Source organism: Bradyrhizobium sp. LCT2 (genome assembly GCF_009931255.1).
In the GTDB taxonomy this organism is placed as follows: domain Bacteria; phylum Pseudomonadota; class Alphaproteobacteria; order Rhizobiales; family Xanthobacteraceae; genus Bradyrhizobium; species Bradyrhizobium diazoefficiens.
Window position 1 is genome coordinate 3,534,107 of the sequence record NZ_CP034432.1, and the last position, 23,966, is coordinate 3,558,072.

Below are 23,966 nucleotides of genomic sequence, written 5' to 3' on the forward strand. Positions count from 1 at the left end.
TCAGGACTTGTCGAACTTCTTGACGACATCGGCCCATTTCTCGATGTCGCCGCGCAGGAACTTGTCGAATTCCTCCGGCGTCATCGACATGGGAACGGCGCCTTGCGCGGTCCAGAGCTTGACGATGTCCGGACGTTTCACCATTGCGTTCACGGCGGCGTTGAGCTTGTCGATGACTGGCTTCGGCGTGCCGGCCGGCGCCATCAGGCCCAGCCAGATCGTGGCCTCATAGCCTGCTGTGCCGGCCTCGCCCGCGGTCGGCACGTTCGGCAGCACCGTTGAACGCTGCTTGCCGGTGGTGGCGAGTGCGCGGACCTGGTTCTCGGCGATGTTCGGCGCCATCGCCGGCACGGCGTCGATCATCATCTGCACCTGCCCGCCGATCACGCCGCTGCGCGCCTCGCCGCTGTTGCGGTAGGGCACGTGGACGACGTTGATGCCCGCCATCGCTTTGAACAGCTCGCCGGCCATGTGATAGGGCGTGCCCTGGCCGGAGGAGGCGTAGTTCAACTTCCCCGGTTGCGATTTGGCGAGCGTGATGAACTCTTGCAGCGTCTTGGCTGGAACCTGCGGGTTCACCACGATAACGAGATCGGAATAATTCACCGGCGCGATCGGCGCGAGGTCGCGCATCAGCTCGTATTTGCGTTGCTCCGGCGTCAGCAGCGATTCATTCGCGGTCTGGGTGTTGGACATCATCAACAGCGTGTAGCCGTCGGCCGGCGACTTCGCCGCTTCGACGGTGCCGATGACGCCCCCCGCGCCGGTGCGGTTCTCGACCACGAAGGGCTGGCCAAAACTCTCCTGGAGCGCGTTGCCGATCAGCCGGGCCGCGACGTCGGCCGGCCCGCCGGCGCCGAAGGGCACGACGATTCGGACCGCGTGCGTGGGATAATCCTGCGCCAATGAGGGGGCTGCGGCGGCTACGCCGAGCAGGCCGGCGGCCAGCGCCAGCATGAATTGTCGGGCCGTCACGCCCACCTCCCTGATATCGTTCTTGTTGGGTGCACTGTAGCGGCAGGGAACGCGGACTGTCGACGCCTCACAACGTCGATCGCGCCGGGAATATCGGGCGGCTTTCGGTGTGGCCGGGCCGGATTTCGTGCTTTCGGCAGGAACCGGCCGCGCGTGCGGTTTGAGCAAATCGCATGGGCGTTGCCGGATAAATGCTCTCGGCCGGCCGGTATTTTGGTGTTACGAACTGGGACATGAACCAGCACGCCAAGATCGAAATCCGCCATTCGACCTGTCCGCACGATTGCCCCTCAGCCTGCGCCCTCGATGTCGAGGTGGTCGAAGGCCGCAGCATCGGCCGCGTCCGCGGTTCGAAGAAGCAGACCTATACGGCCGGCGTCGTCTGCGCCAAGGTCGCCCGCTATGCCGAGCGTATCCATCACCCCGAACGGGTGATGTATCCGATGCGCCGCACCGGGCCGAAGGGCTCCGGGCAGTTCGCGCGCATCTCCTGGGACGAGGCGCTGGACGAGATCGGACATCGGTTCAACCAGGCCGAGCGCGAGTTCGGCGCGGAATCGGTCTGGCCCTACTACTACGCCGGCACGATGGGGCTGGTGATGCGCGACGGTCTCAATCGCCTCACGCATGTGAAGAAATATTCGCGCTTCTATCAGACGATCTGCGCCAATGTCGCGCGGATCGGATATGCGATCGGCACCGGCAAGATCGCCGGCGTCGATCCGCGCGAGATGGCGCTCTCCGACCTCGTCGTGATCTGGGGCACCAATCCGGTCAACACTCAGGTCAACGTGATGACGCACGCCGCGCGGGCACGCAAGGAGCGCGGCGCCAAGATCGCGGCCGTTGACATCTACGATAACGAGACCATGAAGCAGGCTGATATCAAGATCATCCTGCGTCCAGGCACCGACGGCGCCTTCGCCTGCGGCGTCATGCACGTCCTGTTCCGCGACGGCTATGCCGACCGCGCCTACATGGACAAGTACACCGATTGCCCTGCCGAGCTCGAGGCGCATCTGAAGACGCGCACGCCGGAATGGGCCTCCGCCATCTGCGGCGTCCCGGTCGCCGAGATCGAGGCTTTTGCGAAGGCCGTCGGCGAGACCAAACGCACCTTCTTCCGCTATGGCTACGGCTTTACGCGCAGCCGCAATGGCGCCACGCAGATGCATGCGGCGAATTGCATCCCCGCGGTGACCGGGGCCTGGCAGTATGAAGGCGGCGGCGCCTTCTTCAACAATTACGCGCTGTGGCACTTCAACGAAGCCATCATCGAGGGCCACGACGCGATCGACCGGACCACGCGCGCGCTCGACCAGTCGAAGATCGGCCGCATCCTCACCGGCGACACCGAGGCCCAGTTCGGCAAGGGACCGGTCAAGGCGATGCTGATCCAGAACACCAATCCGATGACGGTGGCGCCGGAGCAGGCGCTGGTGGCCCAGGGGTTTGCGCGCGAGGATCTGTTCGTCGCGGTGCACGAGCAGTTCATGACCGAGACAGCGCTGATGGCCGACATCGTGCTGCCGGCGACCATGTTCATGGAGCACGACGACCTCTATTACGGCGGCGGCCATCAACACATCTCGGTTGGACCCAAGCTGATCGACCCGCCCGGCGAATGCCGCTCCAACCACCAGGTGTTGCAGGCGCTGGCACCGCGGCTTGGCGCCAGGCATCAGGGCTTCGAGATGACGTCGCGCGAACTGATCGACGCAACGCTGAAGCTCAGCAACCACGGCGACATCGCCGGCCTCGAAGCCGACCTCTGGCGCGATCTGCAACCCGACTTCCGCACCGCGCATTTCCTCGACGGGTTTGCCCATGCCGACGGGAAATTCCATTTCAGGGCGGACTGGGCGCATCCGCCGTTCGGCCAGACGATGGGCGATGTCGACAAGATGCCGTCGCTGCCCGACCATTGGGCGGTGATCGAGCACGCCGACCAGGCCCATCCGTTCCGGCTTGCGACCAGTCCCTCGCGCAGCTTCCTCAACACCACCTTCAACGAGACGCCGTCCTCACAGGCGCGCGAGGGCAAGGCGAGCGTGATGATCCACCCGCTGGATGCAGCCCCCCTCGATATCGCCGACGGCGACGCCGTGACGCTCGGCAACACCCGCGGCGAGACCACGCTGATTGCGACGCTGTTCGAGGGCGTGCGGCGCGGCGTCCTGATCGCGGAGTCCGTTCATCCGAACAAGAACCACGTCGGCGGCCGCGGCATCAACATGCTGACCGGCGCCGAGGCCGTGGCGCCGATCGGCGGCGCCGCATTCCACGACAACAAGGTCTGGATCAGAAAAGCGGTCGCCTGAGCGCGCATGGCGATTGCCTCGCATTTGTGTCGAGGCGCTAAAGCGGTGTCGGGCCGCAGATTGCGCTTGCGCCTCGCGCCCGAGCTGCCGCAAATGGCGGCAAACGGGAGCAAGGAAGCGTGCCATGACCGACACCACAGCCGTCATCACCGAGAAGCGCGGGCAGGCTTTCTGGATCACCATCAACCGTCCGGAGAAGCGCAACGCGCTGAACGGCGATGTCATCGCCGGCATCACCAAAGGCTACCGCGACGCGCATGACGACAAGGACGTCCGCGTCATCGTGCTGACGGGCGCGGGCGACAAGGCGTTCTGCGCCGGCGCCGATCTGCAGAATTCCGGCGCGGCTTTCGCGATGGATCATTCCAAACCAAATGTCGACTATGCAGATCTGTTACGTTTGTCACAGAACGCCACCAAGCCGGCGATTGCGCGGGTCGGCGGCGTCTGCATGGCCGGCGGCATGGGGCTGTTGTGCATGACCGACATGGCGGTCGCGGCCGATCAGGTCATCTTCGGCCTGCCGGAGGTGAAGGTCGGCGTGTTCCCGATGCAGGTCCTGAGCCTGTTGCAGCGCATCGCCCCGCCGCGCCTCGTCAATGAATGGGCGCTGACCGGCGAGCCGTTCGACGCGAAGGCGGCGCAGGCAGCGGGCCTGCTCAACTATGTCGTGCCCGCGGCCGAGCTGGATGCCAAGGCCGACTGGCTGATCGGCCGCATCGTCGACAAATCCCCGACCGCGATCCGCCGCGGCAAGTACGCCATGCGCGCCATTGCCTCGATGTCGTTCGACGAGAGCATCGCCTACACCGAAAGCCAGATCGCGCTGCTGGCGATGACCGAGGATGCGAAAGAGGGCCTGAAGGCGTTCAGCGAGAAGCGCAAGCCGGTCTGGACGGGGCGGTGAGGTTCGATATCGTCCTGGCGAAAGCCAGGACGATGCCAGAGGCCGCGAAGGATATTGTAGCCCGGATTACGCTTCGCTCCATCGAGGCCATGGGACGCGCCTTACCCCGCGTTGGGCTTCAGTCCCGCTGCCTGGATGCCCGCCACTGCGCAGGCCTCGTCATTGTCGGAAGTGTCGCCGGACACGCCGACGGCGCCGAGCAGCGTCGTGCCGTCCATGATCAGCACGCCGCCGGGGACCGGCACCAGCGCACCCCTGGCAATCGTGTTCACGGAGTCGATGAAATAGGCCTGCTCCTGGGCCCGCTGGTACAGCGCGCGCGAACCCATACCCATCGCGAGGGCGCCGTAGGCCTTGCCGTGCGCGATCTCGCCCCGCATCAGGCTGGTGCCGTCCTGGGCTGCTGCGATCTTGAGCACGCCGCGCGCGTCCAGGATAGTGACGACGAGCGGCTTCAGCTTCAGCTCGGTGGCCTTCGCGAAGGCGGCGTCGAGGATCTTGCGGGCGGTGTCGAGCGTGAGTTCAGCCATGGTTGGGTTCCTTTGCAGCTGGAGAAGTGGAATTGGTCTTGGCGAGATCGAGGCTCATCGCCAGCACGCGCGCGACATGAAGCGCTTCGCGCTTGGTGCCGTCATGGATCTGGTGCCGGCAGGAGGTGCCGTCGGCGACGACCAGCGTCGCCTCGTCTGCGCGCCGCACGGCGGGCAGCAGCGACAGCTCGGCCATCTCGATCGAGGCGTCATAGGTCTCAGTGCCATAGCCGAAGGCGCCCGCCATGCCGCAGCAGCTGGACTCGATGGTCTCGACCTCAAGGCCGGGAACGAGCCGCAGCACCTGCTCGACGGGCTTGAAGGCGCCGAAGGATTTTTGGTGGCAATGGCCGTGCACCACGGCCTTGTCGGCGACGGTGCCGAGCGGCAGTTGCAGCCGGCCGGCCTGGGCCTCGCGCACCAGGAATTCCTCGAAGGTCAGCGCATGGGCACTGATGGCCTTGGCGTCATCGTCCTTGCGCAGCGACGAAAGCTCGTCGCGCAGCGTCAGCAGGCAGCTCGGCTCGAGACCGACGATCGGCACGCCACGTGCAGCGAAGGGGGCAAAGGCGGCCACCAGCCGATCGAGCTCGGACCTGGCCTCGTCGACGAGACCCGCCGAGAGGAAGGTGCGGCCGCAGCACAGCGGGCGAGTGCCGCTTGCGGGCTTGGGCAGGTGCACACGATAGCCACCGGCCGCGAGCACGCGCAGTGCGGCGTCGAGATTTTCGCGCTCATAGATGCGATTGAACGTGTCGGCGAACAGCACGACCTCACGGCCGCTCTCCGGGCCGACCGTTTCCGCGGGCGGCGCGAACACGTCGCTGCGGAAGGCGGGTAGCGCCCGGCGCGCGCTGATGCCGGCAAAGCGCTCGAACAGTCTTCGCAGCAGCGGGCTGTGATTGCGCAAATTCGCCAGCGGCGCGAGGCGCGAGGCGAGGCCGGCATAGCGCGGGAGATAGCCGACCAGGCGGTCGCGCAGCGTCAGGCCGTGGGTGGCTGCGCGTGCGGCGAGCACCTCGATCTTCATCTTGGCCATGTCGACGCCGGTCGGGCACTCGTGGCGGCAGGCCTTGCAGGAGACGCAGAGCTTTAGCGTCTCCATCATTTCGTCGGAGGACAGCGCATCCGCGCCGAGCTGGCCCGAGATCGCGAGCCGCAAGGTGTTGGCGCGCCCCCGCGTCACGTCCTTCTCGTTGCGCGTGGCGCGGTAGGACGGGCACATCACGCCGCCCTCGAGCTTGCGGCAGGCGCCGTTGTTGTTGCACATCTCGACCGCGCCCTGGAAACCGCCGCCGGCGCCGGGATAGGCGGACCAGTCGAGTTTTGTCTTGAGCTCAGCGACGCGATAGTCGGGCTTGAAGCGGAACAGCGAGCGGTCGTCCATCTTCGGGGCATCGACGATCTTGCCGGGATTGAGGACGCTATCGGGATCGAAGCGCTGCTTCACCTCCCTGAAGTCCGCGACAAGACGCTCGCCGAACATCGTCTCGTGGAATTCCGAGCGGACTAGGCCGTCGCCGTGCTCGCCGGAATGCGAGCCCTTGTACTCGCGCACCAGCGCGAAGGCCTCTTCGGCGATGGCGCGCATCGCCTTGACGTCCTTCTCCAGCTTCAAATTCAGCACCGGGCGCACATGCAGGCAGCCCTCGGAGGCATGCGCGTACATCGTGCCGCTGGTGCCATGCCTGGCGAAGACTTCGTTCAGCCTAGCGGTGTAGTCGGCAAGATGCGGCAGCGGCACGGCGCAGTCCTCGACGAAGGAGACCGGCTTGCCCTCCTGCTTCATCGACATCATGACGTTGAGGCCGGCAGCGCGGAAATCGGCGATGCCGCTCTGGAGCGCGGGCTCGGTGATCTCGACCACGCCGCCCCATTTGCGCGTGTCGTTATTCCAGCCGAAGCCGAGATCGCCCATCAGCTCGCCGAGCTGCTTCAGGCACAGGAGATTGTCCGCCTCATCCTCCTCGGCGAATTCGACCACCAGAACGGCGTCCGGATCGCCCTTGATCGCAGCGGAGATGATCGGCCTGAACATCGCGATGTCGCGGCCGAGTGCGATCATGGTGCGGTCGACCAGCTCGACCGCGATCGGCTTGAGCTTGACCAGATGCTGGGCCGCATCCATCGCCTCGTAGAAGCTGCCGAAATGGCAGACGCCCAGCGCCTTGTTGCGGATGACGGGCCAGAGCTTCAGCTCGACCTTGGTGGTGAAGGCGAGGGTGCCTTCGGAGCCGACCAGCAGATGCGCCATGTTGTTCGGCGCGTTGCGCGGCACCAGCGCATCGAGATTATAGCCGCCGACGCGGCGCTGCACCTTTGGGAAGCGCGCGGCGATCTCGTCGGCCTCGCGGCTGCCGAGATCGAGCATGTCGCGAAACAAGGCGCGCGCGCTGTCGCTGGCCTCGACGTCGGAGAGATCGCGCGACACCTCGCCGAAGCGGCTGAGCGTGCCGTCGGCAAGCGCCGCCTCCATCGACAGCGTGTTGTCGCGCATGGTGCCGTAGCGCAAGCTGCGGCCGCCGCAGGAATTGTTGCCGGCCATGCCGCCGATGGTGGCGCGGGAGGCGGTGGAGACGTCGACCGGAAACCACAGGCCGTACTTCCTAAGCTGGCGGTTGAGGTCGTCCAGCACGATGCCGGGCTCGACCACGCAGGTGCGGTTCGCGACATCGAGCGACAGGATGCGGTTGAGGTGCTTTGAGAGATCGACGACGAGGCCGTCATTGACGGTCTGGCCGCATTGCGAGGTGCCGCCGCCGCGCGGGGTGACCTTCCGGCCCTCGTCGCGGGCGATCGCCAGGGCCCGCAGCGCCTCGTCCATGGTCTTGGGCACGACCACGCCGGCCGGCACGATCTGGTAGAACGAGGCGTCGGTGGCGTAGCGGCCGCGGCTGAAGCGGTCGAACAGGACGTCGCCGGTCAATTCCGACCGCAGGCGCCGTTCGAGCGAGGAGGCGTTTGTCATCCCTGATCCCGGACTGACCCAGCGAGGCTCAGCCTTGCTGAGTTATTCATTATTGTTCATGACCGATTATATTATGAATTCAAAATGAGCAAGCCGGCCGCCGTCAGGGCGAGGCCGGCGCGTCCTCTTGGGGCTCGGTCAGGTGCTCGATCGCGGCCGTCCGCTTGTTGCGCAGGTGCTGGAACAGGATGTCGCTGAGTTCGCTGCCGGCGCGGCGGCGCAGCGCGTCGAGGATGGCCTCGTGCTCGCGCATTGCTTCCGCCCAGCGCTGCCGCTTGCGGGCGAAATTGGCGGAGTAGCGGACGCGGCGGATCCTTCCTGCGAAGTTGGCGTAGGCCGTCTTCAGCGTCTCGTTGCGCGCGGCCGCGACGATGCTCTCGTGAATGCGCTGGTTGGTCTGGAAATAGCCGTGCATGTCGCGGTGCAGATAGTGGCCGTACATCTCGTAATGCAGCTGCTCGATCGCGGTGATTTCCTCGTCCGTAATGGCCTCGCAGGCGAGGCGCCCGGCAAGGCTTTCCAGCCCTGCCATCACGTCGAACAGCTCCTCGAGGTCGCGCTGGCTGAGCTGGCGCACCCGCGCGCCGCGGTTCGGCAGCAGCTCGATCAGGCCTTCGGCGGCGAGCACTTTGAGCGCCTCGCGCAAGGGTGTGCGGGAGATGCCGAACATCTCGCAGAGCTGGCGCTCGGGAACGCGCGCGCCGTCGGGAATGTTGCCTTCCACCACGTAGTCGCGCAGCCGCAGCAGGATCTCGCCATGGAGCGATGCCTCCTGGCGGTCGCCGCCGTTTCCGGCGGGCGGGGCGATCGGAACCCCGGTGTCGGGAATCGTGGATTTCATTTGCAGCACAGTAGTTTGCCCGTTTGGTCACGTCGACGTCCACAATCGAATACCAAATTTCGATTGAAAGGACAAAGAATGAATGCAAAATAGTCGCCAGAGCCGGCCAGAATCCGCAGACAGGGAGGTTTTCATGCACCAGGGACGCCATTTCCTTCAGATTCCGGGCCCGAGCCCGGTCCCCGAGCGAGTCCTGCGCGCCATGGACATGCCGGTCATCGACCACCGGAGCGCCGAATTCGGCGAGCTCGGCCGCACCGTGCTCGAGGGTAGCCAGGAGATTTTCCAGACCGCGGGGCCGGTGGTGATCTTCCCCTCGTCGGGGACCGGCGCCTGGGAGGCCGCGATCGTCAACACGCTGTCGCCGGGCGACCGGGTGCTGATGGTCGAGACCGGCCATTTCGCCACCCTGTGGCGCCAGATGGCGGGCCGCTTCGGCATCGAGGTCGACTTCGTTCCCGGCGACTGGCGCCGTGGCGCCGATCCCGCCGTGATCGAGGCCAAGCTCACCGAGGACAAGGCGCGCGCGATCAAGGCCGTCATGGTCGTGCACAACGAGACCTCGACCGGCGCGACCAGCCGCATCGCCGAGATCCGCGCCGCGATTGATCGCACGGGCCATCCCGCGCTGCTGATGGTGGACACCATCTCCTCGCTCGGCTCGGTCGACTACCGCCACGACGAATGGAAGGTCGACGTCAGCGTGAGCTGCTCGCAGAAGGGCTTCATGCTGCCGCCCGGCCTCGGCTTCAACGCGATCTCGGAGAAGGCACGCGCAGCTTCGAAGACCAACAAGATGCCGCGCTCCTATTTCGACTGGGAGGAGATGCTGAAGCCGAACGCAAAAGGCTTCTTCCCCTATACGCCGGCGACCAATCTGCTCTATGGCCTGCGCGAGGCGATCGCGATGCTGCTGGAAGAGGGGCTCGACAACGTCTTCGCCAGGCATCAGCGGCTTGCGGCGGCCACGCGCGCTGCCGTCAATCATTGGGGCCTCGAGGTGCTCTGCCAGGAGCCTTCAGAGTTCTCACCGGTGCTCACGGCCGTGCTGATGCCGCCGGGACATGACGCCGACCAGTTCCGCCAGATCGTGCTCGAAAACTACAACATGTCGCTCGGCTCGGGCCTGTCGAAGGTCGCCGGAAAAGTCTTCCGCATCGGTCATCTCGGCGAATGCAACGCGCTGACATTGCTCGGCGCACTCACCGGCGTGGAGATGGGCCTGTCGGTTGCGGGCGTGCCGCATCGCTCCGGCGGCGTCGATGTCGCGATGAAGCTTCTGGAGCAGCGCCCGCAGGGCAATGCGTCGCCGCATCTGAAGGTGGTCGGCACTTAAGTCGCGCGGGACACGCGAGCAGCAATCACAAGAACAGCAATTCGGGAGGGGCGAGATGGGAGTTCGGTTCAAGGCCACGCATGTTGTCTTGGCGATGCTCTGCGCGATGTATTTCATCACCTATGTTGACCGGGTGAACATCGGCACGGCGGCGAGCGAGATCCAGAAGGAGCTGGGCCTGTCGAACACCCAGCTCGGCTTCGTCTTCTCCGCTTTCGCCTATCCTTATCTGCTGTTCCAGGTGATCGGCGGCTGGGTCGGTGATCATTTCGGCCCGCGCAAGACGCTGTTCTGGTGCGGCATGATCTGGGCGGCCGCGACCATCATGACCGGCTTCGTCAACGGTCTCGCCGCGCTGTTCGTCGCGCGCTTCGCGCTCGGCTTCGGCGAGGGCGCGACGTTCCCCACCGCGACGCGCGCGATGCAATACTGGACGCCGGCGAACCGCCGCGGTTTTGCGCAAGGCCTGACCCATTCCTTCGCCCGGCTCGGCAATGCCGTGACGCCGCCCGTGGTGGCGCTGTTGATCCTCTGGCTGACCTGGCGCGGCGCCTTCGTCGTGCTCGGCTTCGTCAGCCTCATCTGGGGCGTGATCTGGGTCTGGTACTTCCGCAACGAGCCGAAAGAACATGCCTCGATCACCGAAGCCGAGCTCGCCGCGTTGCCGCCGCGCCCGACCGGCGAGCGGCCGCGCGTGCCGTGGGGGCCGCTGCTTGGCCGGATGTGGCCGGTGACGCTGACCTATTTCTGCTACGGCTGGTGCCTGTGGCTTTATCTCAACTGGCTGCCGCTGTTCTTCAAGAACAACTACAGTCTCGACATCAAGAACTCGGCGCTGTTCGCCTCGGGGGTCTTCTTCGCCGGCGTGGTCGGCGACAGCGTCGGCGGCGTGCTGTCGGACAAGATCCTCGACCGCACCGGTAATGTCCGCCTGGCGCGGCTGAGCGTCACCGTTGCGGGATTTACGGGGGCGCTGCTCTCGCTGTTTCCGATCCTGTTCGTCCACGACATCACCATCGTCGCGCTGTGCCTGTCGGCCGGCTTCTTCTGCGCCGAGCTCGTGATCGGCCCGATGTGGTCGATCCCGATGGACATCGCCCCGAAATATTCGGGGACCGCCTCGGGAATCATGAACACCGGCTCGGCCTTCGCGGCCATCGTCTCCCCGCTGGTCGCGGGCTTCGTGATCGACGTGACCGGCAACTGGTACCTGCCGTTCCTGATGTCGATGGGGCTGCTGCTGCTCGGCGGCTTTTCCGCCTTCCTGATGCATCCGGAGCGTCCGTTCGCGGAGGCCGAGGGAAGGCTGCCGTCCGGAAGGGTGGTGGCCGCGGAATAGGGGGCGGCGGAGGCCCGCCGCCTGTGCATGGGAGGAGCCTTAAGGAGAGGGGACAAGCCGGTCAAATGGTGCTATTCGGCGGCCATCAAAATCAAGGCAAGACCGGGAAGGACGCCGATGACCGTGCATACTGGAAGGCATTTCCTACAGATTCCAGGACCGACCAACGTGCCCGACCGCGTGCTGCGGGCGATGGACATGCCGACGCTGGACCATCGCGGTCCGGAGTTCGCCGAGCTCGGCTTCGGCGTGCTTGCCGCGATGCAGCGCGTGTTCCGCACCAAGCAGCCCGTGATCATCTTCCCCTCGTCCGGCACCGGCGCCTGGGAAGCGGCGATGGTCAACGTGTTTTCGCCCGGCGACAAGGTCCTGATGTGCGAGACTGGCCAGTTCGCCGTGCTGTGGCGCGGCATCGCCGACAAGTTCAAGCTCGACGTCGACTTCATCCCGAGCGACTGGCGCCATGGTGCCGATCTCGCCGAGATCGAGCAGCGCCTTGCCGCCGACAAGCAGCACACGATCAAGGCGGTCTGCGTCGTGCACAACGAGACCTCGACCGGCTGCGTGACGCCGCCGCTGGAGGTGCGCAAGCTGCTCGATCGCGTCAAGCATCCGGCGCTGCTGATGGTCGACACCATCTCCGGTCTCGGCTCGATGGAATACGAGCACGACGCCTGGGGTATCGACGTCTCGGTCGCAGGCTCACAGAAGGGTCTGATGCTGCCGCCCGGCCTCGGCTTCAACGCCGTCTCGGAGAAGGCGCTCGCCGTCGCCAAGGCCAACCCGGGCATGCGCTCCTATTGGGACTGGCAGGAGGTCATCAGCTTCAACAAGCTCGGCACCTTCCCCTATACGCCCGCGACCAATCTGCTCTACGGCCTGCGCGAAGCGGTCAAGATGCTGGAAGAGGAAGGGCTGGAGAACGTCTGGACCCGCCACAAGCGCCACAGCGCGGCGACCCGCGCCGCGGTCAAGGTCTGGGGCCTGGAGACGCAGTGCGCCGATCCTGCCGCGCATTCGCCCGCGCTGACCGGCGTGCGCGTGCCGGATGGACACGACGCCGACGCCTTCCGCAAGGTGGTGCTGGAAAACTTCGACATGTCGCTCGGCACCGGCCTGAACAAGGTCAAGGGCAAGGTGTTCCGCATCGGCCATATCGGCCATTTCAACGATCTGATGCTGATGGGCACGCTCGCCGGCGTCGAGATGGGCCTGGATCTTGCAAAGATTCCGCACCGGAGCGGCGGCGTGCTGGCGGCCATGGACGTCCTGAAGGGACGCGATGTGGTGCCGATGGCCAAGGCCCAAGTAGCTTAAAGGCGCAGGTGGCCTGAACTAACCTAGAAAGTGAGCGCGCGATGAACGCACCGACGACGACCAACGAAGACCTGCTCTACTCCGTCCAGGACGGCATCGCGCGGATCACCTTCAACCGCCCCCAGGCGCGCAACGCAATGACCTTCTCCATGTATGACCGCATGGCGGAGATCTGCCTGGAGATCAACGCCGACCGCTCGATCAAGGCGCTGATCCTGACCGGCGCCGGCGACAAGGCGTTCGCCTCCGGCACCGACATTTCTCAGTTTCGTGCGTTCAAGACCGCGCAGGATGCACTCGATTACGAGGCCCGCATCGACCGCGTGCTCGGCACGCTCGAGCAGTGCCGCGTGCCCGTGATCGCGGCGATCGCCGGCGCCTGCACCGGCGGCGGCGCCGGCATTGCGGCCTGCTGCGACCTCCGCATCGGGACTGAGACGACGCGAATGGGCTTTCCGATCGCGCGTACGCTCGGCAACTGCCTGTCGATGTCCAACATCAGCCGCGTCGTCGCGCTGGTGGGGCCGGCCCGCACCAAGGATATGATCTTCAAGGCGCGGCTGGTCGAGGCGCCGGAAGCGCTCGCCCTCGGCCTGCTCAACGAGGTGGTGCCCGACGTCGAGACGCTTCAGCGTCGCGCCGACGAGACCGCAAAGCTCGTCGCGAGCCACGCGCCGCTCACGCTCGAGGCGACCAAGGAAGCGGTCCGCCGCATCCGCCGCACGCTGTCGCGCGAGGAAGGCGAGGATCTGATCCTCAAGGCCTATATGAGCGAAGATTTCCGCGAGGGCATGGACGCCTTCCTCAACAAGCGCACGCCCGTCTGGAAGGGCAAGTAGCGCGGGTCCTTGGCTCTTTGCGCCGCTCGATACGCGGCGCAAGAGCCCAAGACGATTCCAATTGTCGCAAATGTTTCAACTGGTTCCGTCGTTCGGAACCGCAATTGCATGCGCGCGCATCTGCGCGTTTACGTTGACGACGCGACGAGCGCGGGCATAAGATCGTAAAGGTTGCATTCCACCGTCTCGTTTTTCGAGACAGCGGATCGGCTGGGTGATTTGAGGCCAGTCGAATTGAGCGACTTGAATTGTGTGAAGCGTCCCGGCCGATCGTACTGCAGCCGGGTGTCATTGAACTGAAATTGAACTGAAAACGTAGTGACGTAGTTTCGACGACGCGAACCGCGCCAGAATTTCATTGCTGCTGACCATCCCAACGCCAGGCACGGCCTCGCGAACAAGCCAAGACCTCTAAGCCAAGGCCTTTGATTCAGGACCGTTGAGTCACGTCTGATTTCTCAGACCGATCAGTCACGCCGCCGCGCTCCCATGCGGCGGCGCTTTCATGGCAACGCAGGCAGGGATTTTTCCATGACCAATCACACGCCGGTTTTCACCTCGTCATCCGCGACGGGCAGCTTCACCGAATTCGCCAATCTCAACGATTCAACCACGCTGCACACGCTGTCGGGAACGATGAGTTTCAAGGACAGCGACAAGACCGACACCCATGCGACGTCGTCGACGCTGCAGTCCGCGGTGGTATCTGGTGGAACGGTTGTCCCCGCGATCTCGCTTGCGCATTTCCAGACCGCGATGCAATCGCAGATCCTGAGCGATTCAAACGGCTCGGGCCAGCTCAAATGGAGCTTCAGCGACCAGGACCAGGATTTCGACTTCCTCGCCAAGAACCAGACGCTGGTCCTGACCTACGACATCAAGGTCTCCGACAACCACGGCGGCTTCGCGATCCAGACCGTCAAGATCACCATCACCGGCACCGACGACAAGCCTGTGATCAACATGACGACGGCAGCGACCGTGACCGAGCAGGACAACCAGACGCTGTCGCTCTCGCCCGACACGGTTCACGTCGCGCTCAACTTCACCGACGACGACCTCGCCAACACCGGCCACACCGCGACCGTGATCGGCGTGTCCGCATCCGGCGCTACGGCAGGCCTGCTGCCGGGCCCGCTTGGCGACGCCGAGCTGATGGCGTTCTTCCACGTCGACAACGTCGTCAAGACGTCCGGCTCCTCGACCGGCACCATCAACACCACCTTCTCCGCGCCTGATCTCGCCTTCGACTATCTCGCGGCGGACCAGCATCTCGACATCACCTACACGGTACAGCTCGACGACCACGCCGGCGGGATCTCGACCCAGACCGTCACGGTGACCGTGGTCGGCACCAACGACAAGCCGGTGTTCCTGTCGTGCCCGGAATCGGCCGCCCTCGTCGAGGATCACAATGTCAGCCCGACCGGCGATCTCACCGCGCATGACAGCCTGTTCTTCACCGACATCGATCTCGCCGACGCGCATACCGTCTCGACGACGGTCACGGCGACCCGTTCGGGTGGCGGTGCGATACCCCTGACCAATGCGCAGCTCCTGGCCGCGTTCGGCACCGCGCTCCAGGATTCGACCGGCCATCTGATCGGCGAGGTCGACTGGAATTTCGCATTTCCCAATTCCTCCGCCAATTTCCTCAACGGGGGCGAGACGCTCAAGCTCGTCTATCACGTCGCGGTCGACGACGGTCACGGCGGCACCACCACCCAGGACGTCACCATCACCATCCTGGGCGTCAACCATCCCGTCGCGATCACCAGCGGTCCGGAATTCTCCACCGTGGCCGAGCAGGACGCCGTCACGGGCTCATCGGTACCCGATACGACGCCGACGACGCCCGCGGGCACCCTCGCTTTCACCGACCAGGACACGAGCGATACGCATGCCGTGACGGTTACGCTCGGCTCGACCTCGGGGCCGACGCCGCCGGCGGCGACGCAGGCAGACCTTGCCGCCGCGCTGACGACCACGCTGCACGATTCCACGGGCACCGGCAGCGGCAGTATCGACTGGAATTTCGCGATCGCCGACAAGGACCTCGACTACCTCGCGTTCAATGAGACGCTGACGGTGAACTACACCATCAAGGTCGCCGACGGCTCGACCAACGCGACACAGACCGTCTCTGTCGTCATCACCGGCGCGAACGACGCGCCCGTGATCACGAGCGGACCGGGATCCGCTGCACTGTCCGAGCAGCCGGGCGTCACCGGTTCGCAGTCGCAGGACACCACGAGCCCGGTGCCCACGGGAACGCTGAGCTTCAACGACGTCGATTTGTCGGACGCGCACTCGGTCAGCGTCGTGCTGGATTCGGCGGTGTGGTCGGCCAATACCTTCGCCGTCCCGGGGCAGACGCTGGTAGACCTCCAGTCGGCACTCTCCACGGTGCTGCATGATTCCACGGGAGCCGGCACCGGCAGCGTCGACTGGACGTTCAGCATCGCCGACGCCGATCTCGACTTCCTCAGTGTCGGCGAGACGCTGACGGTGCAATATGACGTCAACGTCTGGGACGGCTTCATCAATTCGACCCAAACCGTCACCGTTACCATCGACGGCGCGGCCGATCCGTTGGTCCTGACACCGGTGACCATTGCGGCGTCCGACACCGCAGGCCCGGACGCCGGCACGGGAATCGCGAACGGGGCCATCTTCGACGTCACGCAGCCGGTCGACCTAAGCACGCCGCGGACCGTCACCGAGGTCAACGGCAGCGCCGCCAATGTCGGTCAGTCGGTGGTGGGCGCGCATGGAACGCTGGTGCTCAACGCCGACGGCTCTTACGGCTATGTCGCGGATTCGTCGGTCGATGCACTGCTCGCCGGCGACAACGTCACCGACCAGTTCACCTTCACGGTCGATGACGGTCAGGGCCATCAGGCCTCGACCACGCTCACCTTTGACATCGCCGGCGCCAACGACAATCCGCTGGTCACAGCGGCCAATGTCAGTGGATCGGTTACCGAGGACGCCGGCCCGCCGGCGATTCTCAATGGCGATTTCGAGACCGGCAACTTCGCCAACTGGTCGGTGAGCGGCGGCCACATCCACGTCGAACAGCTCGAGCTCGGCGGCAGCTTCGGCCATTATTCGGTCGAGCTTCTGCCGACGAGCGGCCCGGAGTCGCTGTCGCAGAACGTGGCGACCACGCCCGGCCAGCATTATTTCGTCAGCTTCGACATCGTGGGCGATCCCGAGGGAGTCAGCACGCCGTTCTCGGTCTCGTGGGATGGCGCAACGATCCTGTCGCTTGGTCATGTGCCGGCCGGCGTCAACCACTATTCCTTCGATCTCATCGGCGACGCCTCGCTGTCGTCGACGCAACTGCTGTTTTCCTATGAGGACAATGCCACCGGCATGATCCTCGATTCCGTCAACGTCAGCCCGGCGACGGGACCGGCGACCGAATCCACGGCGGGCTCGCTGTCGTTCTCCGACGCCGAGACGGGGGATACGCACAGCGCGAGCTTCCTGCCGAACGGCAGCGGCTATGTCGGCACATTCTCGCTCGATCCCGTCAGCGAGGCCGGCGGCACCGGATCCGTCGCCTGGCACTTCACGGTGGACAACGCCGACATCCAGTTCCTGGCGCAGGGGCAGACGCTGACCCAGGACTATCTGGTGACGATCGCCGACAATAATGGCGGATCGACCACGCAGGACATCACCGTCACCATCGACGGCACCAATGATGCGCCGACCGCGGTGAGCGAGACTGTGATCACCGATGTCGGCACCAGCGCGACGGTCGAGATTCCCAACTGGGCCCTCGCGCTGAACGACACCGACCCCGACACCATCGATCACCTTTCGCTCGGCGGCATCACGGCGAGCTCCGGCGGCAGTGCCGTCAAGTTCGGGGATGCCTTCTTCACCGACGACGCGACGCTCGGCGGCTCGTTCAGCTACACGACCTTCGACGGGACGACGACCTCGTCCAGCACCGCAACCGCGACCGTCATCAACAACGCAGCCAGCGCGACCGCGCTGACCGGCACCGGCGGTGATGACATCTTGATCGCCACCAACGGGACCGAGACGATGAGCGGAGGTGGCGGCAACGACGCCCTGATCGCCACGGCCAGCGGCAATGCCATGACCGGCGGCGGTGGCAACGACACCTTCGCCTTCCTCCAGCCGTCCGGCCCGAGCACGATCGGCGACTTCAACAACTCCACCGAGCACGATCATATCGCCGTCTCCGCGAGCGGTTTTGGCGGCGGGTTGACGGCCGGGATGGACGTCACGTTCGAGACCTCCGGCGACGACGTGTTCTCGGGCTTCTCCCAGTTCCATTTCGATACGGGTAACCAGACGCTCTATTACAGCGCCGACGGGACGCAAGGAGCGGCGGTTGCCGTGGTCAGCGTCCAGAACGGCGTGCTGCTCAACCAGCACGACATACTGGTCGTGTAGTCCGTCGCGCCCGGGCTCGAGGTTTCAGGCGCGGGCCCCGGACGGGGCCCGCGTCATTTGCGGCGCTGGTCTCATTCCAAAGTCATAAAGGGGATGCCACGGGGTGGCTTGAACTCGGTCGGATTCGCCAGCACAATGGGCGCTGAATTCAACTCTGAATTCCCAATCCGAACAAGAAATTAGGGAAGACGCACGTGGGACATGGAATGAAGGCCACGATCGCGCTGGCGGCCGCGCTTTGTGGCACGCCGGCTTTTGCCGGCTGGGAGCCGACCAAACCGGTCGAGATCGTGGTGGCGGCCGGTGCGGGCGGTGCTTCCGACCAGATGGCGCGAATGATGCAGGCCGCGATCCAGAAGAACAATCTGATGAAGCAGCCGATGGTCGTCTCGCTCAAGGGCGGCGCCTCGGGCGCGGAAGCGCTGATGTACATGAAGTCCAGCGAGGGCGACCCGAACAAGGTGCTGATCGCCTATTCGCTCATCTACATGCTGCCGCTGTCGGCGAAGATCCCGTTCAACTGGCGTGAGCTGACCCCGGTTTCGGTGATCGCGCTCGACCAGTTCGTGCTGTGGGACAACAGCGCCGGTCCCAAGACGGTGAAGGAATTCGTCGAGGCCGCGAAGGCGGCGAGCTCGCCGTTCAAGATGGGCGGCACCGGCTCCAAGCGCGAGGATCACGTGCTGACCGTGTTCCTGGAGCAGAAGACCGGCGCGAAATTCTCCTATCTGCCCTACAAGTCCGGCGGCGAGGCCGCGACCCAGCTCGTCGGCAACCACACCGAGGCCAACGTCAACAACCCATCCGAAAACCTCGAAGTCTGGCGCGCCGGCCAGGTGCGTCCGCTCTGCGTGTTCGACAAGGAGCGCATCTCCTACACCAGCAAGGTGACGGACACGCAGTCCTGGGCCGACATCCCGACCTGCAAGGAGGAGGGCGTCGACGTCCAGTATCTGATGCTGCGCGCGATGTTCCTGCCCGGCAAGGTCACGGCCGAGCAGCAGGCCTTCTATGTCGAGCTGTTCCACAAGGTGACGCAGACCGCCGAGTATAAGGACTACATGGAGAAGCAGGCGTTGAAGCCGATCTTCCTCACCGGCAAGGACATGGTGCAATTCCTCGAGGAGGACGATGCCACCAACAAGGCGCTGATGACCGAAGCCGGATTCGTCGCGAAGTAGCTTTCTTCGCCTCTCCCCGCGAGCGGGTGAGGAGGACTCTCCGCGAGTCCGTCTCTCACCGTCCCCGTCGAGACTCCCCCTCACCTCAACCCTCTCCCCGCAAGCGGGGAGAGGGAGAATTGGCCACAGCGTTTCCCAAAGATGTCCCAAACCGATATCGAAATCGTCGTCGACGATCCGACCGCGCCTGAAGAGGACTCGCCCTCCATCGTCTCTTCCGGCACGATCGAGATCCTTGTCTGCCTCCTGCTGCTCGCGCTGGCGATCACGCTCGGCTACGACAATTGGCGCACCGGGGCTTCCTGGGACGCAACCGGGCCCGAGCCCGGCTATTTCCCGTTCTATCTCTCCGTCATCCTCGGCGGCGGCAGCCTCTACGGCCTGATCGCGGCGCTCGTCGCGCGCCGCGCGGCGTCCGGAAGCTTCGTCACGCGCGCGCAGGCCCGCCGCGTGATGGCGGTGTTCGTGCCGACGCTGCTGTTCTGTCTGGTGACGCAGTTCCTCGGCCTCTATGTCGCGAGCTTCCTGCTGATCGCGGCCTTCATGCGCCTCGTCGGCAAGATCGCGCTGTGGAAGTCGCTGCTCACCGCCTTCCTGTTCACGGCGATCATGTTCGTCACGTTCGACATCGCCTTCGACGTCATCATGCCGAAGGGGCCGCTCGAAGCGGCCTTCGGCCACTAGGACGAACCCGCGATGGAAGCTCTCGGTCTCCTGCTTCACGGCTTCGCCGTCCTGCTGACGTGGAAGACGCTCGTGCTGATGATGGTCGGGCTGGTGCTCGGCATCTTCGTCGGCGTGCTGCCGGGCCTCGGCGGCCCCAACGGCGTTGCGATCCTGTTGCCGCTGACCTTCACGATGGACCCGACCTCCGCCATCGTGATGCTGTCCTGCATCTATTGGGGCGCGCTGTTCGGCGGTGCGATCACCTCGATCCTGTTCAACATCCCGGGCGAGGCCTGGTCGGTCGCGACCACCTTCGACGGCTATCCGATGGCGCAGCAGGGCAGGGCGGCGGAGGCGCTGACCGCGGCGTTCACGTCCTCCTTCATCGGCTCGCTGGTCGCAGTGCTGCTGATCACCTTCCTCGCGCCGATGATCTCGTCCTTTGCGTTGAAGTTCGGCCCGCCCGAGTTCTTCGCGGTCTATCTGCTCACCTTCTGCTCCTTCGTCGGCCTCGGGCGCGAGGCCAAGCACAAGACGGTCATCTCGATGTCGCTCGGGCTGCTGCTCGCCGGCATCGGCATGGACACGGTGTCGGGCAATCTGCGCATGACCTTCGGCTCGGCCGATCTCCTGCGCGGCATCAACTTCCTCGTCGCCGTCATCGGCCTGTTCGGCATCAGCGAGATCCTGCTGACGATGGAGGAGCGGCTGGCACTGCGGGGACACGCGGCAAGCATCTCGCTGCGCGTCGTGCTCGGCGTCTGGAAGGACCTGCCGAAATACTGGGTGACGCTGCTGCGCTCCTCCTTCATCGGCTGCTGGCTCGGCATCACCCCGGGCGGGGCGATCGCGGCCTCCTTCATGGGCTACAATCTCGCCAAGCGCTTTTCCAAGGATCCCGAGAGCTTTGGCAAGGGCCGCATCGAGGGCGTGTTCGCGCCGGAAACGGCGGCGCACGCCTCCGGCACCGCGGCGCTGCTGCCGATGCTGGCGCTCGGCATTCCCGGCTCCGGCACCGCCGCGATCCTGCTCGGCGGCCTGATGGTGTGGGGCCTCAATCCGGGCCCGTTGCTGTTCGTCGAGCACAAGGACTTCGTCTGGGGGCTGATCGCCTCGATGTATCTCGGCAACGTCGTCGGCCTCGTGCTGGTGCTGACGACGGTGCCGATCTTCGCCTCGATCCTGCGCGTGCCGTTCGCGGCGGTGGCGCCGATGATCGTGGTGTCCTGCGCGATCGGCGCCTATGCGATCCAGAACGCGATGTTCGACATCTGGCTGATGCTCGGCTTCGGGGTGGTCGGCTACGTCTTCAAGAAGATCGGCATTCCGCTCGCGCCCTTCACGCTGGCGCTGGTGCTCGGCAACCGCGCCGAGGATGCCTTCCGCCTGTCGATGATCGGCGCCGGTGGCGACCTCAAGGTGTTCTGGTCGAACGGCCTTGTCGGCTCCATCACAACCCTGGCGATTGTGCTGCTGTTCTGGCCTGTCCTCGACGGTTTCCTCGCGCGCGTCGGATTGACGCAGAGGACTAAGGCGACATCGGGATAATCCCGAATAATTACTGCATTCAATCACATAAGGGGTGATGTCGCCGTAGTCCGGATTGCCACACGCCGCCGGGCTTTCGTGTGTTCGGAGCGAAACAGTCAGGCTCCGTGACGCTTTCTGTCGCTTGTCAGCGGCGTTAATCAGGATCAAAATGCAAGCGTAGATAGAAATTTATTTGATCTGATTTTTTGGAGGATGTCATGGCTATTGAACGTTATCGCGCCCAGAAGGGCGCCGAGATTTCGCACGCGGTCGCCGCCGCAGTCGCCCGCGGTTACACGATCGAAGTTCACTTCCTGGGCGGACTGACAGCTAAACAAAAGGCCGCTTTCAAGCTTGCGGCAAACCGGTGGACTCACGCCATCGTAGGCGACTTGCCCGACGTCACGATTGGCGGCGAAAGGATCAACAATCTTCGTATCACGGCGCAGGGCACTGACATTGACGGCCCCGGAAATGTTCTCGGCCAGGCGGGGCCGGACCGCCTGCGCCCGAAGAGTGCAGGGGCCGCTGCGTTCCTGCCGGCGACAGGCGACATGCAATTCGACATTGCCGATCTCGCCGCCATGGAAGCCGACGGCACCCTGAACGACGTCATCACGCACGAGATGGGGCATGTGATAGGCATCGGAACGATCTGGACGAACAAGAGATTGTTGAAGGACGTCCGCACGCACAATCCGACGTTCCATGGTGCCAATGCCATGCGCGAATACGGCAAGCTCCGCGGCTCCGCGACGCCGCTCCCCGTTCCCGTCGAAAACAAAGGTGGCGAAGGGACGGTGGACTCGCATTGGCGCGATACTGTTTTCGGCGCAGAATTGATGACCGGCTTCGTCAATGAAGGCGGCAACCCGATGAGCCGGTTGACGATCGCCAGCTTGCAGGATCTGGGCTATGAGGTGAACATGGAGGTTGCCCAGCCGTATCACCTGCCCAATCATCTCCATATGGCCGAGGCGGGACTTGCTGCCGCGCATGATGAAAAGCCAAGAGGCGTCGTGCTCCCGCGCATTCCGATCACATTGCCCGACGAGAGCCTTGGCTCTTAGGCCAAGACACCGCCGAACAAGACACCGCCGAACAAGGCTCTGCCGAGCAGGGCCCGTCGCAAAATTCAGGGATACCGGATCATGGAGGGCATGAAGCGGCCGGAAGCGATTGTGCTTCCAGATTCGTCATTGATCCCGTCGGACTGCCTGATCTCGCCGCCGCCCAACCAGTTCACCCACGAGGTGGCGAGATCGCAGCCGTTCTATGCCTCGCGTGGAACGCCGAGCGGACCACCGACCGGGCAATTCGAGGCGGGAGCCAGGGTCGTTCTGCTCTACCATGACGGCGGAGAGCTTTGTCGGGTTGTCGATGCCGCCGGCCACTATGTCGACACGCGCTTCGACGGTTTGCGCAAGATGTAGACGACCTGCGCAAGCCGCTCTTTCACACCACCTTGGCGTCCCGGAGCTTCCCGATCTCGTCCGCACTGAGGCCGAACTCCTTCAGCACCTCGTCGGTCTGCTCGCCGAATTCCGGCGGCCGCGCCACCATCCTGCTCGGCGTGCGCGACAGTGTCACGGGCTGGCCGACCAGGCGGATGTGGCGGTCCTCGTCGTTCGGCACGTCCTGCGCGATGCCGAGATGCCTGACCTGCGCGTCCTCGAACATCTGGTCGATGGCGTAGATCGGCCCGCAGGGCACGCCGGCGTCGTTGAACTCCCGGACCCAGGTCTCGGTCGACTTCGTCACCGTGCGCTTCTCGATCTCGGCGTTGAGCGCGTCGCGGTTCTTCGAGCGCGCCGGCGCGGTCGCATAGTCCGGATGGCTGTAGAGCTCCGGCGCGCCGATCGCCTGGGCGCAGCGCTCCCAGATCCGTCCGCCGGTGGTGGCGATGTTGATGTAGCCGTCCGAGGTCTTGAACACGCCGGTCGGGATGCTGGTCGGGTGGTTGTTGCCGGCCTGCTTGGCGACCTCCTTCTCCATCAGCCAGCGCGCGGCCTGGAAGTCGAGCATGAAGATCTGGGCCTGGAGCAGCGAGGTCTGCACCCATTGGCCCTTGCCCGAGACCTCGCGCTCGAGCAGCGCGGTCAGAATGCCCATGGCGCAGAACAGGCCGGCGGTGAGGTCGGCGACGGGAATGCCGACCCGCATCGGGCCTTCACCCGGCGCGCCGGTGATCGACATCAGCCCGCCCATGCCTTGCGCGATCTGGTCGAAGCCCGGCCGCTTGTGATAGGGGCCGTCCTGGCCGAAGCCGGAGATGCTGCCATAGACGATGCGCGGATTGACCGCGGCGAGGCTCTCATAGTCGATGCCGAGCTTCTTCTTCACGTCGGGACGGAAATTCTCGACCACGACGTCGGCCTTGGCGGCGAGCCGCTTGAACACGGCGAGCCCGCGCTCGTCCTTCAGGTTCAGCGTCATCGCCCGCTTGTTGCGGTGCAAATTCTGGAAGTCGGAGCCCCGCCGCGGTCCGCCCGGCTGCTCGCCGCCGGCATCCTCGGTCAGCGCGTCGATCTTGATCACGTTGGCGCCCCAGTCCGCCAGCTGCCGCACGCAGGTGGGGCCGGACCGGACACGGGTCAGATCGAGCACGGTGAAGCGCGACAGGGCTTCCGAGGCATGCGGAAAGGGCATCTTGAAGGGCTCCGGGACAGATTGCGGGCCTACCATAGTGCCCAAAGCTCATGCGACAAGTCTGGGCCGACGCGGATGCCGCCTGTCGAAATGCAGTGCCTGACGGGGCCTGCCTGACGTGATCTGCCCT

At 64.9% G+C, this 23,966-nt stretch carries 17 protein-coding genes; 12 read left to right on the forward strand and 5 right to left on the reverse strand.

Annotated features, from left to right (window positions below):
- Complete coding sequence (locus tag EI171_RS17130; RefSeq protein WP_202633201.1) at positions 1-957, reverse strand: tripartite tricarboxylate transporter substrate binding protein; 957 nt, start codon at positions 955-957, stop codon at positions 1-3.
- 251 nt (positions 958-1,208) lie between these two features.
- On the opposite strand from EI171_RS17130, the gene EI171_RS17135 reads away from it, so the two are divergent.
- Positions 1,209-3,296 carry a molybdopterin-dependent oxidoreductase gene (locus EI171_RS17135; RefSeq protein ID WP_161534121.1) on the forward strand — a complete coding sequence of 696 codons (2,088 nt, stop codon included), beginning with the start codon at positions 1,209-1,211 and terminating at the stop codon, positions 3,294-3,296.
- Positions 3,297-3,420: 124 nt separating this feature from the next.
- Complete coding sequence (locus EI171_RS17140) at positions 3,421-4,203, forward strand: enoyl-CoA hydratase/isomerase family protein (RefSeq protein ID WP_161534124.1); 783 nt, start codon at positions 3,421-3,423, stop codon at positions 4,201-4,203.
- 101 nt (positions 4,204-4,304) lie between these two features.
- Here EI171_RS17140 and EI171_RS17145 read toward each other — a convergent pair whose 3' ends face one another.
- The 3 genes from EI171_RS17145 to EI171_RS17155 all read right to left on the reverse strand — a co-directional run bounded on the left by EI171_RS17145 (position 4,305) and on the right by EI171_RS17155 (position 8,542).
- Positions 4,305-4,733, reverse strand: a complete 429-nt coding sequence (locus EI171_RS17145) for a heme-binding protein (RefSeq protein ID WP_161534126.1) — start codon at positions 4,731-4,733, stop codon at positions 4,305-4,307.
- On the reverse strand, positions 4,726-7,701 hold the full coding sequence (locus EI171_RS17150; protein WP_161534128.1) for an FAD-binding and (Fe-S)-binding domain-containing protein: 2,976 nt from the start codon (positions 7,699-7,701) through the stop codon (positions 4,726-4,728). Before EI171_RS17150 ends, EI171_RS17145 begins: the two co-directional genes overlap by 8 nt.
- A 103-nt stretch (positions 7,702-7,804) precedes the next feature.
- Positions 7,805-8,542 (reverse strand): GntR family transcriptional regulator, encoded by a 738-nt coding sequence (locus EI171_RS17155; protein WP_161534130.1) that lies wholly within the window; start codon positions 8,540-8,542, stop codon positions 7,805-7,807.
- 133 nt (positions 8,543-8,675) lie between these two features.
- Between EI171_RS17155 and EI171_RS17160 the strand changes: the two genes are divergently transcribed.
- The 10 genes from EI171_RS17160 to EI171_RS17205 all read left to right on the forward strand — a co-directional run bounded on the left by EI171_RS17160 (position 8,676) and on the right by EI171_RS17205 (position 22,620).
- Entirely contained in the window at positions 8,676-9,878 is a 1,203-nt protein-coding gene (locus EI171_RS17160) for an alanine--glyoxylate aminotransferase family protein (protein ID WP_371740514.1), read from the forward strand.
- 55 nt (positions 9,879-9,933) lie between these two features.
- On the forward strand, positions 9,934-11,217 hold the full coding sequence (locus EI171_RS17165) for an MFS transporter (protein ID WP_161534134.1): 1,284 nt from the start codon (positions 9,934-9,936) through the stop codon (positions 11,215-11,217).
- Positions 11,218-11,334: 117 nt separating this feature from the next.
- Positions 11,335-12,534, forward strand: coding sequence for an alanine--glyoxylate aminotransferase family protein (locus EI171_RS17170; RefSeq protein WP_028173158.1), 1,200 nt, complete (start codon positions 11,335-11,337; stop codon positions 12,532-12,534).
- Positions 12,535-12,575: 41 nt separating this feature from the next.
- Positions 12,576-13,373 carry an enoyl-CoA hydratase/isomerase family protein gene (locus tag EI171_RS17175; protein WP_161534136.1) on the forward strand — a complete coding sequence of 266 codons (798 nt, stop codon included), beginning with the start codon at positions 12,576-12,578 and terminating at the stop codon, positions 13,371-13,373.
- A gap of 531 nt (positions 13,374-13,904) precedes the next feature.
- Positions 13,905-17,810, forward strand: a complete 3,906-nt coding sequence (locus EI171_RS17180) for an S-layer family protein (protein WP_246740565.1) — start codon at positions 13,905-13,907, stop codon at positions 17,808-17,810.
- A gap of 206 nt (positions 17,811-18,016) precedes the next feature.
- Positions 18,017-18,991, forward strand: coding sequence for a tripartite tricarboxylate transporter substrate binding protein (locus tag EI171_RS17185; RefSeq protein ID WP_038966990.1), 975 nt, complete (start codon positions 18,017-18,019; stop codon positions 18,989-18,991).
- 141 nt (positions 18,992-19,132) lie between these two features.
- Positions 19,133-19,675, forward strand: a complete 543-nt coding sequence (locus EI171_RS17190) for a tripartite tricarboxylate transporter TctB family protein (protein WP_028173161.1) — start codon at positions 19,133-19,135, stop codon at positions 19,673-19,675.
- 12 nt (positions 19,676-19,687) lie between these two features.
- Positions 19,688-21,205: a tripartite tricarboxylate transporter permease gene (locus EI171_RS17195; RefSeq protein ID WP_161534140.1), complete on the forward strand. Its 1,518-nt coding sequence runs from the start codon at positions 19,688-19,690 to the stop codon at positions 21,203-21,205.
- Between the two features lie 200 nt (positions 21,206-21,405).
- Positions 21,406-22,257: a leishmanolysin-related zinc metalloendopeptidase gene (locus EI171_RS17200; protein ID WP_161534142.1), complete on the forward strand. Its 852-nt coding sequence runs from the start codon at positions 21,406-21,408 to the stop codon at positions 22,255-22,257.
- Positions 22,258-22,338: 81 nt separating this feature from the next.
- Positions 22,339-22,620, forward strand: a complete 282-nt coding sequence (locus tag EI171_RS17205) for a hypothetical protein (RefSeq protein WP_011088771.1) — start codon at positions 22,339-22,341, stop codon at positions 22,618-22,620.
- 22 nt (positions 22,621-22,642) lie between these two features.
- On the opposite strand, the gene EI171_RS17210 is transcribed toward EI171_RS17205, so the two are convergent.
- Positions 22,643-23,836 carry a CaiB/BaiF CoA-transferase family protein gene (locus EI171_RS17210; protein WP_161534146.1) on the reverse strand — a complete coding sequence of 398 codons (1,194 nt, stop codon included), beginning with the start codon at positions 23,834-23,836 and terminating at the stop codon, positions 22,643-22,645.
- Positions 23,837-23,966 lie beyond the last annotated feature (130 nt).

Excerpts from the sequence above, each read along its gene's own strand:
- EI171_RS17130 (WP_202633201.1), bottom strand. The coding sequence starts at position 957 with ATGCTGGCGCTGGCCGCCGGCCTGCTCGGCGTAGCCGCCGCAGCCCCC.
- EI171_RS17135 (WP_161534121.1), top strand. The coding sequence starts at position 1,209 with ATGAACCAGCACGCCAAGATCGAAATCCGCCATTCGACCTGTCCGCAC.
- EI171_RS17140 (WP_161534124.1), top strand. The coding sequence starts at position 3,421 with ATGACCGACACCACAGCCGTCATCACCGAGAAGCGCGGGCAGGCTTTC.
- EI171_RS17145 (WP_161534126.1), bottom strand. The coding sequence starts at position 4,733 with ATGGCTGAACTCACGCTCGACACCGCCCGCAAGATCCTCGACGCCGCC.
- EI171_RS17150 (WP_161534128.1), bottom strand. The coding sequence starts at position 7,701 with ATGACAAACGCCTCCTCGCTCGAACGGCGCCTGCGGTCGGAATTGACC.
- EI171_RS17155 (WP_161534130.1), bottom strand. The coding sequence starts at position 8,542 with ATGAAATCCACGATTCCCGACACCGGGGTTCCGATCGCCCCGCCCGCC.
- EI171_RS17160 (WP_371740514.1), top strand. The coding sequence starts at position 8,676 with ATGCACCAGGGACGCCATTTCCTTCAGATTCCGGGCCCGAGCCCGGTC.
- EI171_RS17165 (WP_161534134.1), top strand. The coding sequence starts at position 9,934 with ATGGGAGTTCGGTTCAAGGCCACGCATGTTGTCTTGGCGATGCTCTGC.
- EI171_RS17170 (WP_028173158.1), top strand. The coding sequence starts at position 11,335 with ATGACCGTGCATACTGGAAGGCATTTCCTACAGATTCCAGGACCGACC.
- EI171_RS17175 (WP_161534136.1), top strand. The coding sequence starts at position 12,576 with ATGAACGCACCGACGACGACCAACGAAGACCTGCTCTACTCCGTCCAG.
- EI171_RS17180 (WP_246740565.1), top strand. The coding sequence starts at position 13,905 with ATGACCAATCACACGCCGGTTTTCACCTCGTCATCCGCGACGGGCAGC.
- EI171_RS17185 (WP_038966990.1), top strand. The coding sequence starts at position 18,017 with ATGAAGGCCACGATCGCGCTGGCGGCCGCGCTTTGTGGCACGCCGGCT.
- EI171_RS17190 (WP_028173161.1), top strand. The coding sequence starts at position 19,133 with ATGTCCCAAACCGATATCGAAATCGTCGTCGACGATCCGACCGCGCCT.
- EI171_RS17195 (WP_161534140.1), top strand. The coding sequence starts at position 19,688 with ATGGAAGCTCTCGGTCTCCTGCTTCACGGCTTCGCCGTCCTGCTGACG.
- EI171_RS17200 (WP_161534142.1), top strand. The coding sequence starts at position 21,406 with ATGGCTATTGAACGTTATCGCGCCCAGAAGGGCGCCGAGATTTCGCAC.
- EI171_RS17205 (WP_011088771.1), top strand. The coding sequence starts at position 22,339 with ATGGAGGGCATGAAGCGGCCGGAAGCGATTGTGCTTCCAGATTCGTCA.
- EI171_RS17210 (WP_161534146.1), bottom strand. The coding sequence starts at position 23,836 with ATGCCCTTTCCGCATGCCTCGGAAGCCCTGTCGCGCTTCACCGTGCTC.